A 17,086-nucleotide genomic window follows, 5' to 3' on the forward strand; every position below is an offset into this window, starting at 1 on the left:
CACAGTTCATATAAACTATAATTACTTTAATGAAATACTACATATATGACTTAGAAACTTTTCCAAATATCTTTACTTGTGTTATGCAAAATGCCCAGACAAAAGAGCTTAGAGTTTTTGAGTTAAGCATAAGACAAAACGATTTAGCAAAACTTCTAAAAACTTTAGAATGGCTAAGTAAAACTGATAAAATACTAGTTGGATACAATAACCTAAACTTTGATTATGCAGTACTTCAATATATTTATAAAAATGCTAAAAAGTATGAGTTAAAAGAACTTATTTACAAAACATTTCTTTTTGCCGATGATTTAATAAAAAATAACATCATATACAAAGAAGACAAAGACTCTATAAAGATTAATCAACTTGACCTTATGAAAATACATAACTTTGATTATAAAGCAACAAGAGTTAGTCTAAAAGTTTTAGAAGTAAATATGTGTATGAACTCTATTGAAGATTTAAATTTCACTATTGGAGAAAACCTAAAAGTAGATGAATTTGATAATCTTATCAAATACAATAAACATGACGTTGAAGCAACCCTACTTTTTTTCAATCACTCCTTTGAAGCTATAGAGTTTAGAGAAAATTTAAGTTCAAAATATAATGAGTATATGCTTAACTACAGTGATACAAAAATAGGGAAAAGATACTTTATACGAAACCTTGAAGAGAAACTTGGTAAAAACATCTGCTATATAAACGGCAAACCAAGACAAACGGTAAGAAACTTTTTAAATTTTGGTGGGATAATATTTGACTATGTGAAGTTTGAAAGTTATGAGTTTCAAGCTCTTTTAAAATACCTAAAAAAACAGTACACAAACGATATGTCAAAAGTCTTTTCAAATATCAAAAAAGGAGATTTAGAAGAACTATCATCTTTTTGCACACTAAATGCAAAAAATGAAGCTTCTTCATTACACCTTAACTATAAAGATTTTTCTTTTTACTTTGGAACTGGTGGACTTCATGGAAGTGTTGAAGGAAAATTTTATGACCAAAGTGATGAGTACTTAATCATAGATGTAGATGTTGCTAGTTACTATCCATCTATTGTGATACAAAATGGTCTTTACCCAGAACATCTAGGGGCTGAATTTGTAGATATATACAAAGAAATAAGAGATATGAGATTTTCTTATGAAAAAGGAACTTCTCAAAACAAGATGTTAAAACTAGCTCTTAACTCAGCTTATGGAGATACAAACAATAAATTTAGTCCATTTTATGACTATAAAATGACTCTAAGTATCACTTTAAATGGTCAACTTATGCTTTGTATGCTTGCTGAAAAACTTATGAGTATAGACTCAGTCTCACTAATACAAGCAAATACAGATGGTCTTACTTTTAAAATAGACAAAAAAGATAAAGCTCTATACAAAGGCATTTCTAAACACTGGCAAGAGTTTACAGGCTTAGAGTTAGAAGAAACTATTTATAAAAAACTTTGGATAAGAGATGTAAACAACTATATAGCCCTAAAAGAAAACGGTGAAGCAAAAAAAATAGGTGCTTATAAATATGAACTTGCTTGGAATCAAAATCATTCATGTCTTGTGGTACAAAAAGCTGTTGAAGCTCATCTTTTAAAGGGTATTTCAATAGAAGAGTTTATACGTAATCATAGAAATAAATATGACTTTTTACTAAATACCAAAGCTACTAAAAACATAGACTTAGTACTTGAAAAAGTTTACTCCCTAGAAAAAACCTATATGAAACTACCAAATACAATAAGATATTTTATAAGTAAAAATGGATTTGCCTTAAAGAAAATCCTTCCACCTCTAAATAATAATAGCGAGCCAAGAGTAATAGGTATAAATGTAGGATACAAAATAGAACTTTGTAATAATATAAATGACTTTTCTTATGAGTTTTTAGACTTTGATTTTTATATAAAAGAAGCCTATAAACTAATAGAACCTTTTAAACAAAAACAAGAATCTCTTTTTGATTTTAGCTAATTTATCTTCTTTATGATTGGTTAACAAATTTTTGATAACATACCAACATGAAAAAAATAATTTTTATCTTATGTATAATTACACTACAAATTTTAACAGCAAATTCAAGTACTAAAACTATCCTATTTTTAGGAGACTCACTAACTGAGGGCTTAGGAGTATCAAAAAATCAAGCCTATCCAAACTTAGTACAAGAACTAGCAAAAAATGAACTAAACAAAAATATCAAAGTTATAAACGGTGGAGTTTCTAGCTCAACTACAAGTGATGCATTATCAAGACTAAAATGGTACCTAAAAAGAAAACCTGATATAGTTTTTGTAGCTCTTGGAGCAAATGATGGGCTTAGAGGTTTAAACCTTACTCAAAGTCAAAAAAACTTAGAAGAGATTATAACTCATGCCCAAAAAGCAAATGCAAAAGTACTATTAGCAGGTATGTTAATCCCCCCCCCAAACTATGGCCCTGCTTACTCAAAAGAGTTTGAACAAATGTATCTTAAAATCAAAGAAAAATACAATCTTAGATTTATGCCCTTTTTACTAAAAGATGTTGCAGGAGTTCAAGAACTAAACCAAGCAGATGGAATACATCCAAATCCAAAAGGTCATAAAATCATGGCAAAAGAAGTTTTCAAGTTTTTAAAGGAAGAGTTATAATGCTACAAATCAAATCACTTAAAAAATCATACACTCAAGGCGTACAAGAAGTAAAAATCTATGAAGATTTAAACTTTCATATAAAAAAAGCTTCAAGAGTTGCTATCATGGGAAAATCAGGAAGTGGAAAATCAACCCTACTTTCACTAATCTCAGGGATTATCAAACCAACATCAGGTGATATTTTACTTGATGGTGTTTCATATAAAGATATGAAAGAAGAGCAGATAAATGACTTTAGAGCTTCAAATATAGGCTTTGTATTTCAAAACTTTCATCTAGTTTCGTATTTAAATGCCTTAGAAAATGTAATGCTTCCTGCAAAAGTATGTGGTATAAAAAAACCAAAAGAAAAAGCAATTGAACTTCTACAAAGTGTAGGTTTAGGACATAGACTTGATCACTTACCATCTGAACTTAGTGGTGGAGAAAAACAAAGAGTAGCAATAGCAAGAGCTTTGATACATAATCCAAAAATTATTCTAGCAGATGAACCAAGTGGAAACTTAGATGAAGATACAGGTATAGCTGTAATGGATAAGCTTTTTGAGTTAATCAAAAAAAACAACACAACTTTGATTTTAGTAACTCACTCAAAAGATGTAGCTGCTAGATGTGAAGAAACTTATTCACTAAATCATGGAAACTTAGAGAAATGTTAGTAGCTGAACTAGTTTCAAAAGCACTTAAAAGGTCAAAATCTTTTAGTCTTATTTTTATACTAAACTTTTGTTTGGCTATTGCTTCCCTATCATACTTACAGTTTTTTAAAGGAAGTATTGATACTTCCCTTGATACAAAAGCCAAAAGTTTACTTGGAGCTGATTTAGTAGTAAACTCTAGATTTCCAATAAGTGATAAGCAAAAAGAACAAGTAAAAAACCTACTTCCTCAAATCAAAAGTTTTGATGAAGGTGTCTCAACAGTAAGTATGGTGGCTTCAGAAAAAAGAGCTAGACTTATGGAGCTTGTACAAATAAATAAAGGTTTTCCATACTATGGTGGTTTAGTTTTCAATGACAATTCAACTTATCCAAAAGGACAAGCCCTCCCAAAAGAGAATGAAGTTTGGGTATATCAAGAAGTTTTAGATTTACTAGGACTTACTCTTGGAAGCACTCTTAAAATAGGAAGTAAAAACTACACTATTGTAAAAGTCATAAAAGAAGATAGTCTTAAAAACATAAGTTTTAGTGGCTTTATGCCAAAAGTATATTTAAGTGCTAAAGGTCTTGAAAGAAGTGAACTTCTAAAGTTTGGCTCAACTGCTAGATATAAACTAAACTATCTTTTTGAGCAAAATCTAAGCAATGATAAACTTGAAGAGCTAGAAGAACAAATAGAAGCAAAACTTGATAGAAGTCTTAGAGTTCTATCTCCAAATGACGGAAGAGATAGACTAATAGCCGTTCTTAGCTTCTTGACAAATTTCCTATCACTTGTATCTTTGATTTCATTTTTCTTAGGACTTGTGGGACTTATATATCTATACTCAGGCTTTTTGAAAAAACATGAAAAAGATATTACAGTTTTAAATGATATTGGAGTTAGTAAGAAAAACCTTATCATGACTTACTTAACTCATCTTTTTGTACTTATATCAATAGCTACGGTTTTAGTCTTTGCTTTTATCACAGCATCTTCACAGTTTATAGGGCCACTTGTTCAGAAGTATATTGATTTTAGTTTTGATTTTAGTCTTGACTATATGTTTTTTGTGAAGTCTGCTGTTGTGCTTTTTGCTTTAAGTTTATCTATTGGTCTTCCTTTGATACTGCCACTTGTACAAAGACAAAAAAGAAAACTATCAAGAGTTATCATAAGTTTTACTCCTTTTATTGTGTTTTTACTTCTACTTTCACACTTTGTAACGCCAGCTCGGAATATAGGATTTTTCTTTGCTTTAAGTGTACTTGTAATCATCGCCCTACTTTTTGCTATAGGCTCTTTTGTATTAAAAAGATTTGATTTTTCAGGTCATCTTGATAATCTAGCTTTATCACTAGCTCTAAAAAACATCACAAGACAAAAAAGAACTTCACTTACACTATTTAGTGCCATACTTTTATGTACTGCATTTTTTAGTTTAATACCACAAGTTGGAAGTTCTTTATCAAATGTCTTATCAAAAAGTGTAGAAGAAAGACCTAGATTTTTTGTAGTTGATGCAAAGGAAGAGCAACTATCAGATATAAGTAAAGAAGTTGAAAAACTAGGAGCAAAACTAGAAAACATAGCCCCAATGATTCGAGCAAGAGTTCTTAAAATAAACGGTAAAGAACAATCACAAGAAGGTGAAAATGCAAGAAACTCAGCTGTAAACTTATCATACAGAAGTGATTTGAAAACAACTGAGCAAATACTTGAAGGGCGAGAGTTTAGTGGAGTTTATAACTCAGATGACTTCTCAAAACCTATTGAGTTAAGTGTTGAAAAAAGATATGCAAAAAGAAGAGGCATAAGATTAGGTGATACTGTAGTATTTGATGTGCTAGGACTTGAAGTAGTTGCGAAAGTAGTAAATATAAGATCAGTTAAATGGACAGAGTTTACACCAAACTTTTTCTTACTACTGCAAGAAGGAGCTATAAATGACGCTCCAAAAACTATACTAGCAACTATCTCTACAGGTGAGTATGACGCTTCAAAAATGCTACTTGCATTAACAGATAAGTTTCCAAGTCTTACGGTAATAGATGTGAAGAGCTTGTTTGAGTCATTTGCCACGGTAGTTGATGATGTTACAGCTATTACTGAAAAGATGAGTTTTTACTCTGTTGCTATTGGGCTTCTTATGAGTTTTATCATCATACAGTATCAAATGAACTTACAAAAAAACAATATCCTAAGACTAAAGATGATAGGTATAAAAAATAAGACTATTAAAAACTCATTTTTATTGGAGTTTGGTCTTATAGCAGTTAGTGCAAGTAGTATAGGTATCATACTTGGAAGTGTTGGTTCATACTTTATAAGTAGTTTACTTTTTGAGTCTACTTGGGATTTTAGAGCTGATATACTAGTGCTTTATTTCTTACTAATACCAATACTTACTATTTTAGTTGTAAACTTCTTTACATCTAAAATCATACATCAAAAAGAGAATGTACTTTTTGGAGAATAAAAAAGGGTTTTAAGGTTTTAATCTATACAAAACCTGCCCTACAAAAAAGGCAAGTAAAACACACAAAGACATAAGGGCTGAGAAAAAGCTTTTAGGTTTTTTCTTGTGTTGCCTTTGATACTTGTGTATATACATCCACTTTTTTACAAGATAAAAAACAAACCCATCAGCAAAACTAAAATGCTTTAGCAAAAATATAACAGGAGCTAAAACAAACAAATATCCCCTAAAAGTAAGATCATCATAAAGTGAAGCCACCTCAAAAGTTTCAAACTCATACTCTTCATCACTTAGATATTTTTTACTATTTAAAACACTACAAATAGTCTCTCTTTTCTTCACCCTATCCAAATCAATATGAACTCTTTTTTTATAAAGAAGTGAGCCAATAAGAGAGATAATAAAGCAAAAAAGCAACCAGATAGTAAATAGTGGTATGCTTATGAGATAGGCTGTTGTTTTTTGTATGAGTGTCATATATTACTTTATTTTTAGTTTATTATCTACTCTTGCTCTTACTGTAGAATCTAAAGGCATAATTCAATCCTCTTTATTTTTATAAATTGTAGTACCTTTATACTACAAAGTCAATATTATAGATTGTTTTAAAATAGGTTCTACATTTGACTTATCACTAATATTTTTATATAATTTTATTATGACGCCCATTAAGTCTTAAACCTTAGAGTTTAAGCTTGGGTTTTTTATGCACGTGTTACTCATGACACAAAAGTGGTCACAATTTGTGACCAGTTCTTTTTTTGTATCAGATTATTTTAATACAATTATCTTGTTATTGCATTTATTTATAATTTGTGTTAGAATTTTATTCTAAATTCCTACGGGACGACCCATCTTTTTGATGGGGTTAATCCAGCCAATCTACAACCTTTCTAAAATATCAAAACTCCTAATATCCATCTTAGAAAAAGCAAACCACTTTTACCTAAATCTTTTAAAATAGCACTTAACATTGAAATACCTTGCTCAGTAAATGTATATGGTGGACTTCTTAATCCCATCTTATCAGAATTGGAAGTCACAAATTGTGACCTCCAATTTTCAAATTCATTCATGTCATCATCCTAGTTTTATATCATAAAGATAATAATAACATTAAAAAATATTTTTACCCAAAAATCTTACACTTTGCAATGATTACAAAAAACCTCTTTTGTACTAAAAGTTTTCAAACCTTTTCTCTGTTCTTTTCCACAGCTAATGCAGATAAAACTTAGCATTTCATTTCCCATGTATTTTTTTGAGCTTTTTATATCTCTGAATTTTTTCATATTTTTTTCATGGTAAATAGGTTTTTCTATGATAGTTTCTTCTACTTTTTTTTCTATTTCTTTTTTGATTTTATATTTAGCATCGTAGTCAATACTTATAGGTTTGTGTTCTGCTACTAAAATATTGCCTATATTTCTAATCTCTTTTGTTGATGGTATTTTATTTATAAATAGTTTTGCAGCAGCTGTTAATACCTTCTTTGGACTATGTGTAAACTCTGTATAAATAGAATCATAAAAAGTATCTGATCTTAAAAAGTTTTTTGGAAGAGTTTTATTTTTGATAATTACATTTGGTAAAAATACTACATAAGATGTGATATTTAATTTCATATTATATTTGTCTAATACCTTTTCTACTACTAGCTCATGTCTTTTTGATTGCTCTAATGGATTTGCTTGATTATAAGTCTTGTTATTTGGGTATTTATATAACATAGTTCCATCGTCATTTATAGTAACTTCTGCTTTTGTGTTTTTAGTTTCAACTAGTATTATACCTATTGCTTTGTTTATAAGAAGATGGTCTATTTGTGCAGTTAAGCCATCTATCTCAAGTCGCAAGTCATGTAAAATCGCATAATTTTCACTATCTTTTAACTTAAAATCTATAAAATAAGCCGTCTCTTTTTCTCCTATCAAACCTGTTTCTAGTTTGGATATTTCTTGCTTGATTAGATATTTTTGCTTTTCATTTTTTGATAAATTTAGTTTTTCTTTTAAAAGTTTAATATCTTCTTCTTTTTGTTTATCGATTTCTTTTAATATCAAGTTGTTTCCTTTTATTGCTATAAAATCTTTACTAATGCTAAATAATCAAGTTTTCAATACGCTTTTGATTATCCATCAAAAAATAGAATACAAACTAAATTACCTAACATATTTCAAGTTTCAATTATAGCTTAGGCTTTTTCATCTAATGATGTTAGTACATTTGGCTTGTATTTTTTAAGCCAAAGTACTTTGGGGCATTGAATGCCTTTTGTGTAAAGAGATTTATGAATTAATACACATATCTTCCATTTTGAACTCCATCTAGTTTTTTTCATGCTTTTATGGTTTAAACTCATACACTGGTGGCATCTTAAATATTTTAGATTCATCAAGAGTGTCAATTTTAGCTTCTTTTTCTTGTTCTTCAACTAAACTTTTTACTGGTAACTCAACTACTTGTGTTGAAAAAAGATTAGAACCTTGATTTCTATAAATCATTCTTTTAAAACTATCTTTATATGGAGAAAATGCTAAAGAATCACCAAACTCTCCAGTATTACAAATAACTACATTACACATAACTAGTCTTGCAACTGCTTCTGAAATTGCAAAAAAAGAATTTGTATCTTTATTTAGAGCTAAAATTATTATGTGCTGTACTCTACCTTTATAAACTACAAATCTTTCAATATCATAAAAATCTGCACATATTGCGAATCCTATTTTCCCGTATTCTCCACTATCTATGATATACATATTATCATCTGGAGTAAATTTATAAGGTTTTACTTTGTCATAATTAAAAATTGTTTTTTTCTCACCATTTGAAGGATTAGTTTTACCTAAAAAAGTTATATTAGAGCCATATGATGTTAATGATGAATTCCAATTATTAGGGACAATCATGATAGCTTTATTTTTTACTTCTCTGTTATCACTATCAACAAACCAATCAATTCCAGCAAATGTAACTGCATTAATCTCTGATGCAAGTTTTCTTAGTTTTTGAACATACGGATGAGGAACAGTTAATTCTGGTAATATTATAATATCAGGCTTAGTATGATGATTAATCATTTTATGAAAACCCTTTTGAATCTCTTGCCAGACATAATCTTCAACATCTGATTTCATATGCAATGTAATATCACTTTCTGGCCCCCAAGTGGAATTACTATCAAAATTCACTTGTATAAATCCTAATTTTAATATCTCATTTTTTTCTTTTATATAATTATTCTCAAAATTAGAAGTTAAACTAAATAATTTTTTTGGGACTAGTTGTCTATTAGAATTTTTAAATTGATTTTTTCTTAAAAAACTAATAGCTTGTTTCACATAACTTGATAAACCATTTAATGTTGAGATGTTTATCATTTCTTCATCAATATCAAATTCATTTATATCCATATTTTCCAATGATTGCTTCACATACTCTCTATTTTTTTTAGATAAACAAGCTTTTATAATTTCATAACTAAAAGTTGAAATATGATATTTCTCTAATTCTCTAATAAAATAACCTGAATTAATTAATTGATTACTTGGTTGATACATTTCAGGGAGTAAATCTAAATCTTTTGAAATAAGTTGATAAAGAAGTATTCCTATTCCATAAATAAATTTTCTATCTGAATCATCATAGTCAAAATCTACAAAATCTGGAAAATATCTTTTATCAATAATATTTTCATTTCCAAAATTTAAAACTTCTAGTTTTTTACTTTTTATATAAATATTATATGGAAACTGTTTTTTTAATTTATCATAACTATCTTCACTATCAAAAGAAAACTCAATTCTAATAGATTGTTGGAGAATTTTAGCAATTAATTCTAAGGCATCTAATTCAGAATATTCATTATTTTTGATATAAGAAAAAATATTTATGTATTTTTCTTCTTCTTTCTTTTTTTGATATTCTATTAAATTTAATATATTTTTTAAATACTCACTTTCTAAAAACCCCTTAAAATCTAAATTACTTATATGATTAAAAAACCATGGAAATTTCAGATATTGAAAATTTTCATTATCATATAGTTTTTTATTTTGATAATTAAACTCTGGATAAAGAGAAATTAAATACAAATCATTAGTATTTAAATTATTATCTTTATTTAATTTAAAATATTGTTCTATAAATACTTTAGCAAGTTTTTTGTCTAATTTATTAATTAACCAACTATAATGAATCTGATTTAATTTTATACTTTCTATGCTTGAATTTTTAAAATAATATCTTCCTATAGAAATAGCAATATTTAAAAGTATTTTAGATTGATTAAAATAAAATGATTTATATTGAGATGTACCTTCTGGATTATTTAATGTTTTAGATACTTTTGATTCTATTATTTGATTAAAAAAACTTTCTTTTATCAATTTATCTTTACGTGAAATATACTCTGACTTATAAACTTTGATAGCTGAAAAAATACTATTAGTTAAAACATCATAAATATATGTTATTAAATATTCATGAGTAAACTCATTAATTAACTTATTTCTCTTAAATTTCTTTAATAACTCAAAAATATCTAAAATTTCTAAGTGTGGACTATTACTAAATCCAATATTTTTATAAAAATTAATTAAGTTTTTCCATAATTTTAATTTATCAGGATAATTTTCAATTGCGAATCTTAATAGAATTGACACTTTTTTTCTATCTTGTTCTATTTCTAATGCCAAAAATTCTTTATTCTCTACCAATAATTTTTTTAATTTATTAATTTGTTCTTCAATTGGCTTATTTATAAATTCTCTTTTTTGTCTGTTAACACTTATTTTTTGTTCTAATCTTTTTATTTGACAATGTGTTTCATAAATATTTGTGTAATCATATTTTTTTTGAGGTACTAAAATTGACAATTTTGAAGAAGCGAATGAAAGTCTAGTATCTTTTCTAATTTCATCTTCTGATATATCTGTAACTAAAAGATGTTCTAAATCTTGAATAAACTTTTTTTCTTCATCTGAATCTAATAAGTCAAATGCAATTCTATTAGACGTGGAAACTTTTTTAAGAGTATGATTCATAAGCTGTGTTGGAAAATTAGCATCAATTTTTGAAGAAGCTCTTGCTTTCGTATTTAATTCAATCTCAATATTTTTATACTCTTCTTCAGATAAAATATCTATCTTAATATATTTTAAAGCTAATAAGTTTTTAAGTTCGTCAGGTTTTGTTTTTTCAAAATTAAGACTTAGTTTACCTTGAAATTCTTCTTTTAACTTATTATTAATTAAGTCAATAATCAATAATAAATTATCATAATTTTGACTTAAAATAGTAAAATCATCTACATACCTAAATAATGCAACTTTTTCACTTGTTTTGGCATTTGTTTCTACAATTTGATTTAAATATTTATCAACATTTAACATAGCAATATTTGCTAAAAAGCCAGCTCCAAAAAGACCAGTAGGAATTCCATAGAATCTTTTTTCATCTATATCAAGTCCAATTTTACTAAAATCTGGATTATTTGTATCAATCTCAAATGACAATAAGTTTTCTAATAGAGTTAATAATATTTCAAAATCTTCAAATTTTTCTTGTATTCTTTCTCCAAATAACTTAAAATTTTTCAAAATTATATTAACTGGGGTATTAGGATAAAACTTACTTAAATCTAAACTACACCAATAAACATCTTCTCCATATTTATCTCCCCAAAAGTCATTTGTTTTATATTTAACTTTATGTAAATCAGATAGTTTTTCATTTTCTATAATATTCTCTTTTTCTTCATCACTAAACTGTTCTTCATATGTCTCTTTAGATAAGGTCATTACCTTAGAAGTTATAAAAATATCTTTCCTAAATCTTGGCCAACTTTGATTAAAATTACGATAAGTTTTTTTAGTACTATTTCTATATAGTCCATATAGCCATTGTATCTTATCTTTTGTTGACTCTTTTTTATTTGGATAGATATTTACATACAATCTATTACCATAGCTCCAATAAGGCATTTGCATATCATAATACTTACCAATTACATTCATAACTGCAAGCCATACAACTTGGTCTCTAATTGATACCCAAAACATTTGTCTATTTTTTAACTCGCCATCTTCACTTTTAGTTTTTGGAAAGAATATAGGTTTTAAAGACGATAGTTTATACTTATTTTCCAATATTGATTCTTGAATGTTTTTTAGTTCATTTTCATAATTTACTTTAAACTCTATTATTTCTAACTCATCACACCAATAGTTATCATCATTATAAAAATCTCTTGCTTTTTCCCATGCCCAGTGTAAATTTTCCAACTCAACAATTAATTTAATTATAGATTTATTTAACATTTTTTGACTCTTTAAAATAATCTGATATATCATTATACTTTCTATCAAAAGTTATTCTCTTAATTGATTTATGTAATGAAAAAGCATCTACAATATTTTTATAAAAATTATCTCCACCATTATCATTATCAGGGATAACATATATATCATAATCCATAAAATAATAAATGTATTCTTTTTTAAAATTAGTAGCACCCATAATTCCAATAGCCTTATAACCTTTTTCTAGCATTGATAAAGTATCTGATACACCTTCACAAATATAAACTTTTTCACCTATATTACATTGATCTAAAATTTGTAAATTATAAATAGACGATTTTACATTTGGAAGATGAACCCATCTTAAATGTTCATGGTCAATATATCTTCCCTCTAAATTAATTACTTGACTTTTTAAATTTAAGCAAGGAAATACGATTGTGTAACACCACCAACAATTAGAAAAGCCATTATCATAAGTCTTTAAAAGACCACATTTATAAAGTCTTTCATCATCCCACTTTTTTCTAAGAGATTTAAAAAAATCTTCAGTATTACTAATATCAAAAATTCTTTGCTTTCGTATAGTTTCCAAACTATATCCCCGATCTTGAAGATAATCTAAACCTCTTTGACTTAGAGTAGAATTATCTAAAATCCATTGATATACTTCACTGTCATGTGAAAATAAATCTATTTTATATTGATATGTGATTTTTCTTTTTGGTCTTTGATATGGGGAATTTCCAAAAAAATGTTTTTCTAATATCTCACAAGCTTCTAAAAAAGAAACATCACAATATTCCATAACTAAATTAATATTTTTAGTACCTATTCCACAACCAAAACAATAAAATGTATTTGTATTATGATAAAAATGTAAACTTGGACTTTTTGAATCATGTCCATTAAAGCAAGGTATACCTTTCTTTGAAGTATTCTTGATACCTAACATATTAGAAACTTCTAAAATATCTATAGAGTTTAATTTTTCTTTATCATATTTCATGTCACTTCTTTAATAAATTTTCACTTTCTTTTTTTAATTCTCTTAACGCAGTCAATAATAAAGAAAGTCTATTGAATTTTTTATCATTTTTCTGAATGTTTTCAAATAAGTTTCTTAGTGGCTTTAATATTTCTCTCATTTCAGGAGTTTCAAATTTTTCATGAAAAGAATAATAACTTTTGCAAACTCTACTATTCTTATTATTTATCTCCATCATTAATTCAGATATTTCTCTTTGTTCTAAAGAATATAAAGGTCTATCAAAATTATTATTTTTACCTCTTAATGACTTATTAACTTTCTTTAATACTTGAAAAAAATCACTTTCATTTTTATTATCATCAAATATTTCATAATTTATTTCTTCTCTTAATATTTGAATATAACATAGATATTGAGACAAGTAATATAAAGTACTTGGCATATAATATTCATATTCTGAGCTACTATTTGATAAATTCTTATACCCATCTTCATTAACTATATTATTTAATCTTCCAATTAAACCATTTAAAGAACTTAATAAAGGATTTGTCCACTTTTTAAGTTCTTCTAGTTTACGTTCATCTTTTTGATATTTTTTATTTAACTCCATTTCAAATTTTTTTAACGTAAAATCTGCTGATTTATCAAAAATTTTCTTTCCTATATATACAATTCCAGTTGTAATAACAGCTGTACTTATAAAATATTTTATTAATTCATCAATCATTATATCCCTCCTAATTCAATTCCAACAAACTCGTTCCAACACCCTTAGGCTCAAACCTTTATCTACAATGGGATTCTCTCTTTTAGTGCTTCCACATAGGAAATCAAACATACCATTTTCATAAACTTTGTAATTGATTTAGTGCATTTAGTGCTAGTTCTAAACGCTTTTATCTAAGAAAATGGATTTATTTTTATTTCAACAAATAAGAGAGATGAGAACTAAAAAGTTCTAATATAGCTATCAACTTCAAATCTCAAACCTAAAATAATTTTACTATTATAGTATTATTTATTTAGTTGATTTTGGATTAAAATGTAAGTTTTTATAACACTTATTTATAAATATATACTTGATTATTATTTTATATAATAAATATTTATATCTGATATGTAGTAGTTGTTGAGACAAAACAAAGAATTATTCTTTGTTTTATTAAAGTTATTGAGATTTATTTTTATTTAGTCTTTACAAAGACATAGTACATAGTCTTTGTAGTTTGTTTTAGTATTGTCTTTTAGGTAGACTCTAGGGACTCTTTTATCTACCATACATACGATTTCGTAGTTGATTGTATTTAGAAGGTTTGCTACACTATCGATTGAGATTCCATCTTTATTATCTCCTCCGTATAGTACTACCTCATCGCCCATTTTTACATCAAGGTTTGTTACGTCTATGATACATTGATCCATACAGATATTTCCTAGTACTGGTACTATTTTGTTTTTTACTAGTACTTTTGCTTTGTTTGAAAGCATTCTTGTATAGCCATCTGCATAGCCTATTGGTAGTGTTGCGATTTTTGTTTTGTGTTCACATTTATATGTAAGTCCGTAGCTTATGCCTGAGCCTGCTTCGATTTCTTTTACTTGGGCTATTTTTGCTTTTAAACACATGACTTCTTTTAAGTTTACTCTTTCATGATTTACACTTTGTGAAGGGTATAGGCCATATAGCATTATACCTGCTCTTACCATATCGAAGTTAAACTCAGGCATATCTATGATAGCTGCACTATTTGAAACGTGTTTGATAGGTATACTTAAACCTTTTTCTTCTATCTGTTCTACTATTTTACTGAACTTCTCTACTTGCATTTTTGTATATGTTTTATCTAGTTCATCTGCTGCTGCGAAGTGAGTGTAAATACCTTCAATCACTAAGTTATCTAGCTTACTTATATCTAAAACTGTGTTTACTGTATCTTCACTACATAACATACCTAGACGGTTCATTCCACTATCTATTTTTATATGAACTACGATATTTTTATTTAGTTGTTTAGCTACTTTTGAGAACTCTTTGGCTTGTTCTAGTGAATATATTGTTTGTATTATGTTGTTTTGGATTATCTCTTGAGCTAAGTGTTCAGGAGTATATCCTAAGACCATGATTTGAGTTTCTTTGAACTCTTTTCTTAACTGAAGTGCTTCACTTAAAGTAGCAACAGCAAATCTATCTGCTCCATTTTCAAGTAAAGTTTGAGCGATAGCAACTGCTCCATGTCCATAACCATCTGCTTTTATAACAGCTGATATTTTAGTCTTAGGATTAGTAACTCTTCTTACTTCTCGAATATTATTTGCTAAATTATCTAAGTTTATTTCAGCCCATACTGCTCTTGTTAAGTCCAATTTTCTCTCCTATTTCGTACTTATTATTACATGATATTCTTATGAAGACAATATAAAGAAGCACAAAACTTTATATTATCTTCATAAAAATAGCATTTGTACAAGAAAGTAAAACTTTCTTGTACTAATTACTCTACTTATATTTTTTTATTTCGCCTGAGTCAATTCTCGCAAGATATGACTGTAATTCTTTTTTTACAACTGGCATTAAGTAGTATAAACCAATGATATTAAAAATCGACATTGCAAACATAGCAGCATCTGAGAAGTCAATTGCTGCACTAAAACTAATACTTGTACCAACAATTACAAATAAACAAAACATAGTTTTATAAACAAGTTCAGTTTTCTTACCCTCTCCAAACAGATAAGTCCATGCTTTTAGTCCATAGTAAGACCATGAAATCATCGTAGAGAATGCAAATAAAACAATACAAAGTGTTAATAAGTATTCAAAAATTGGTGATGTTTGTGTAAATGCAGCTGATGTTAAAGTAACACCTGTTAATTCACCCGTGTTAACTCCTGCAATAATAATAACCAATGCAGTCATCGTACAAATCACAACTGTATCAATAAACGGCTCAAGTAATGAAACTAAACCTTCTGTTACAGGCTCTTTCGTTTTTACTGCTGAGTGAGCAATAGCAGCAGAACCTACACCTGCTTCATTTGAGAAAGTTGCTCTTTTTAGACCTTGTATCAATGCCCCAAGAAATCCACCTGCAACACCAGCACCAGTAAATGCACCTACAAGTATTTGCTCAAAAGCCCAACCTATTTTGTCATAATTAGCTATTAAAACAACTAATGCCATTCCTATATAAAGGAAAGCCATTGATGGAACTAGTTTAGAAGTAACTGCACCAATTGAAGGCATACCACCGATAATCACGCTAGCAATTAAAACTGCTAAGATAACACCTGTAACCCAACCATAACCAGGAGCAATACCAAATGTTTGAACTATCATCGCGTTTGCTTGATTTCCTTGGAATAAATTTCCAGCACCAAGAGCTGAGAATATTGTCATAATAGCAAAACCAATAGCAAAGAACTTACCAAGAGTTGCATAACCACCATCTTTGAAACCTTTAGAAAGGTAATACATAGGACCACCTGATACTGTACTATCAGGATTAACGTTTCTATATTTTACAGCTAATGTACACTCAGTAAATTTTGAAGCCATACCAAATAAACCACATAAAATCATCCAAAATGTAGCCCCAGGTCCACCAATAGCAATAGCAACACCAACACCAGCAATATTACCAAGTCCTACTGTACCAGAAAGTGCAGATGTAAGAGCTTGGAAGTGTGAAACTTCACCAGATTTTTTTTCTTTCGGGTCAGTATATTTTCCAGAAACTATATCTACTGCTAGCCCAAACCTTCTAAATTGAATAAATCCAAAATATATAGTAAATACAATAGCTGCAACAAATAACCATCCAACAATCAATGGAAATGAAACACCATCTTCAATTGAAGCTCCAAAAAAGATAGCATTAGCAAACCAACCTAAATAATCACTAAAAAACTGATCTATTTGTTTATCTATACCTATAGTCTCTTCTGCAAAAACAATGCTTGGTAGACATAAAACTACCATAAATAGTAATACTCTTTTTAATATCATTTTAATCTCTCCTTTAAAA

12 protein-coding genes are annotated in these 17,086 nt (G+C 27.9%); 4 read left to right on the top strand and 8 right to left on the bottom strand.

What is annotated here, in order from left to right; translation table 11 throughout:
• Positions 1-29: 29 nt before the first annotated feature.
• Genes ACH5BK_RS12710 through ACH5BK_RS12725 form a run of 4 tightly spaced genes read left to right on the top strand, consistent with a single transcriptional unit; the run spans position 30 to position 5,762 of the window.
• Complete coding sequence (locus tag ACH5BK_RS12710; RefSeq protein WP_404307991.1) at positions 30-1,979, top strand: hypothetical protein; 1,950 nt, start codon at positions 30-32, stop codon at positions 1,977-1,979.
• Positions 1,980-2,026: 47 nt separating this feature from the next.
• Positions 2,027-2,638 carry an arylesterase gene (locus ACH5BK_RS12715; protein WP_404307993.1) on the top strand — a complete coding sequence of 204 codons (612 nt, stop codon included), beginning with the start codon at positions 2,027-2,029 and terminating at the stop codon, positions 2,636-2,638.
• On the top strand, positions 2,638-3,300 hold the full coding sequence (locus ACH5BK_RS12720) for an ABC transporter ATP-binding protein (protein WP_404307995.1): 663 nt from the start codon (positions 2,638-2,640) through the stop codon (positions 3,298-3,300). Before ACH5BK_RS12715 ends, ACH5BK_RS12720 begins: the two co-directional genes overlap by 1 nt.
• Positions 3,294-5,762 (top strand): ABC transporter permease, encoded by a 2,469-nt coding sequence (locus ACH5BK_RS12725; protein WP_404307997.1) that lies wholly within the window; start codon positions 3,294-3,296, stop codon positions 5,760-5,762. The genes ACH5BK_RS12720 and ACH5BK_RS12725 overlap by 7 nt, the downstream gene beginning before the upstream one ends.
• Positions 5,763-5,771: 9 nt before the next feature.
• Here ACH5BK_RS12725 and ACH5BK_RS12730 read toward each other — a convergent pair whose 3' ends face one another.
• The 8 genes from ACH5BK_RS12730 to ACH5BK_RS12765 all read right to left on the bottom strand — a co-directional run bounded on the left by ACH5BK_RS12730 (position 5,772) and on the right by ACH5BK_RS12765 (position 17,067).
• Complete coding sequence (locus ACH5BK_RS12730; protein WP_404307999.1) at positions 5,772-6,239, bottom strand: hypothetical protein; 468 nt, start codon at positions 6,237-6,239, stop codon at positions 5,772-5,774.
• A 416-nt stretch (positions 6,240-6,655) separates the two neighbouring features.
• The gene (locus ACH5BK_RS12735) at positions 6,656-6,838 is read right to left on the bottom strand and encodes an ORF6N domain-containing protein (RefSeq protein ID WP_404308001.1); all 183 of its coding nucleotides are present in this window, start codon (positions 6,836-6,838) and stop codon (positions 6,656-6,658) included.
• Between the two features lie 66 nt (positions 6,839-6,904).
• Entirely contained in the window at positions 6,905-7,825 is a 921-nt protein-coding gene (locus ACH5BK_RS12740; RefSeq protein WP_404308003.1) for a nuclease-related domain-containing protein, read from the bottom strand.
• Positions 7,826-8,107: 282 nt separating this feature from the next.
• A complete protein-coding gene (locus ACH5BK_RS12745) occupies positions 8,108-12,085 on the bottom strand; it encodes a reverse transcriptase domain-containing protein (RefSeq protein ID WP_404308005.1) in 3,978 nt (1,325 codons plus the stop codon).
• Positions 12,075-13,076 carry a CHC2 zinc finger domain-containing protein gene (locus ACH5BK_RS12750; protein WP_404308007.1) on the bottom strand — a complete coding sequence of 334 codons (1,002 nt, stop codon included), beginning with the start codon at positions 13,074-13,076 and terminating at the stop codon, positions 12,075-12,077. Before ACH5BK_RS12750 ends, ACH5BK_RS12745 begins: the two co-directional genes overlap by 11 nt.
• 1 nt (position 13,077) lies before the next feature.
• Positions 13,078-13,788, bottom strand: a complete 711-nt coding sequence (locus ACH5BK_RS12755) for a hypothetical protein (protein ID WP_404308009.1) — start codon at positions 13,786-13,788, stop codon at positions 13,078-13,080.
• A 461-nt stretch (positions 13,789-14,249) separates the two neighbouring features.
• Entirely contained in the window at positions 14,250-15,425 is a 1,176-nt protein-coding gene (alr, locus tag ACH5BK_RS12760; protein ID WP_404308011.1) for an alanine racemase, read from the bottom strand.
• A gap of 133 nt (positions 15,426-15,558) precedes the next feature.
• The gene (locus ACH5BK_RS12765) at positions 15,559-17,067 is read right to left on the bottom strand and encodes an alanine/glycine:cation symporter family protein (protein WP_404308013.1); all 1,509 of its coding nucleotides are present in this window, start codon (positions 17,065-17,067) and stop codon (positions 15,559-15,561) included.
• Positions 17,068-17,086: the final 19 nt, after the last annotated feature.

The organism is Arcobacter sp. YIC-80, from assembly GCF_044841725.1.
Lineage (GTDB): Bacteria > Campylobacterota > Campylobacteria > Campylobacterales > Arcobacteraceae > Arcobacter_B.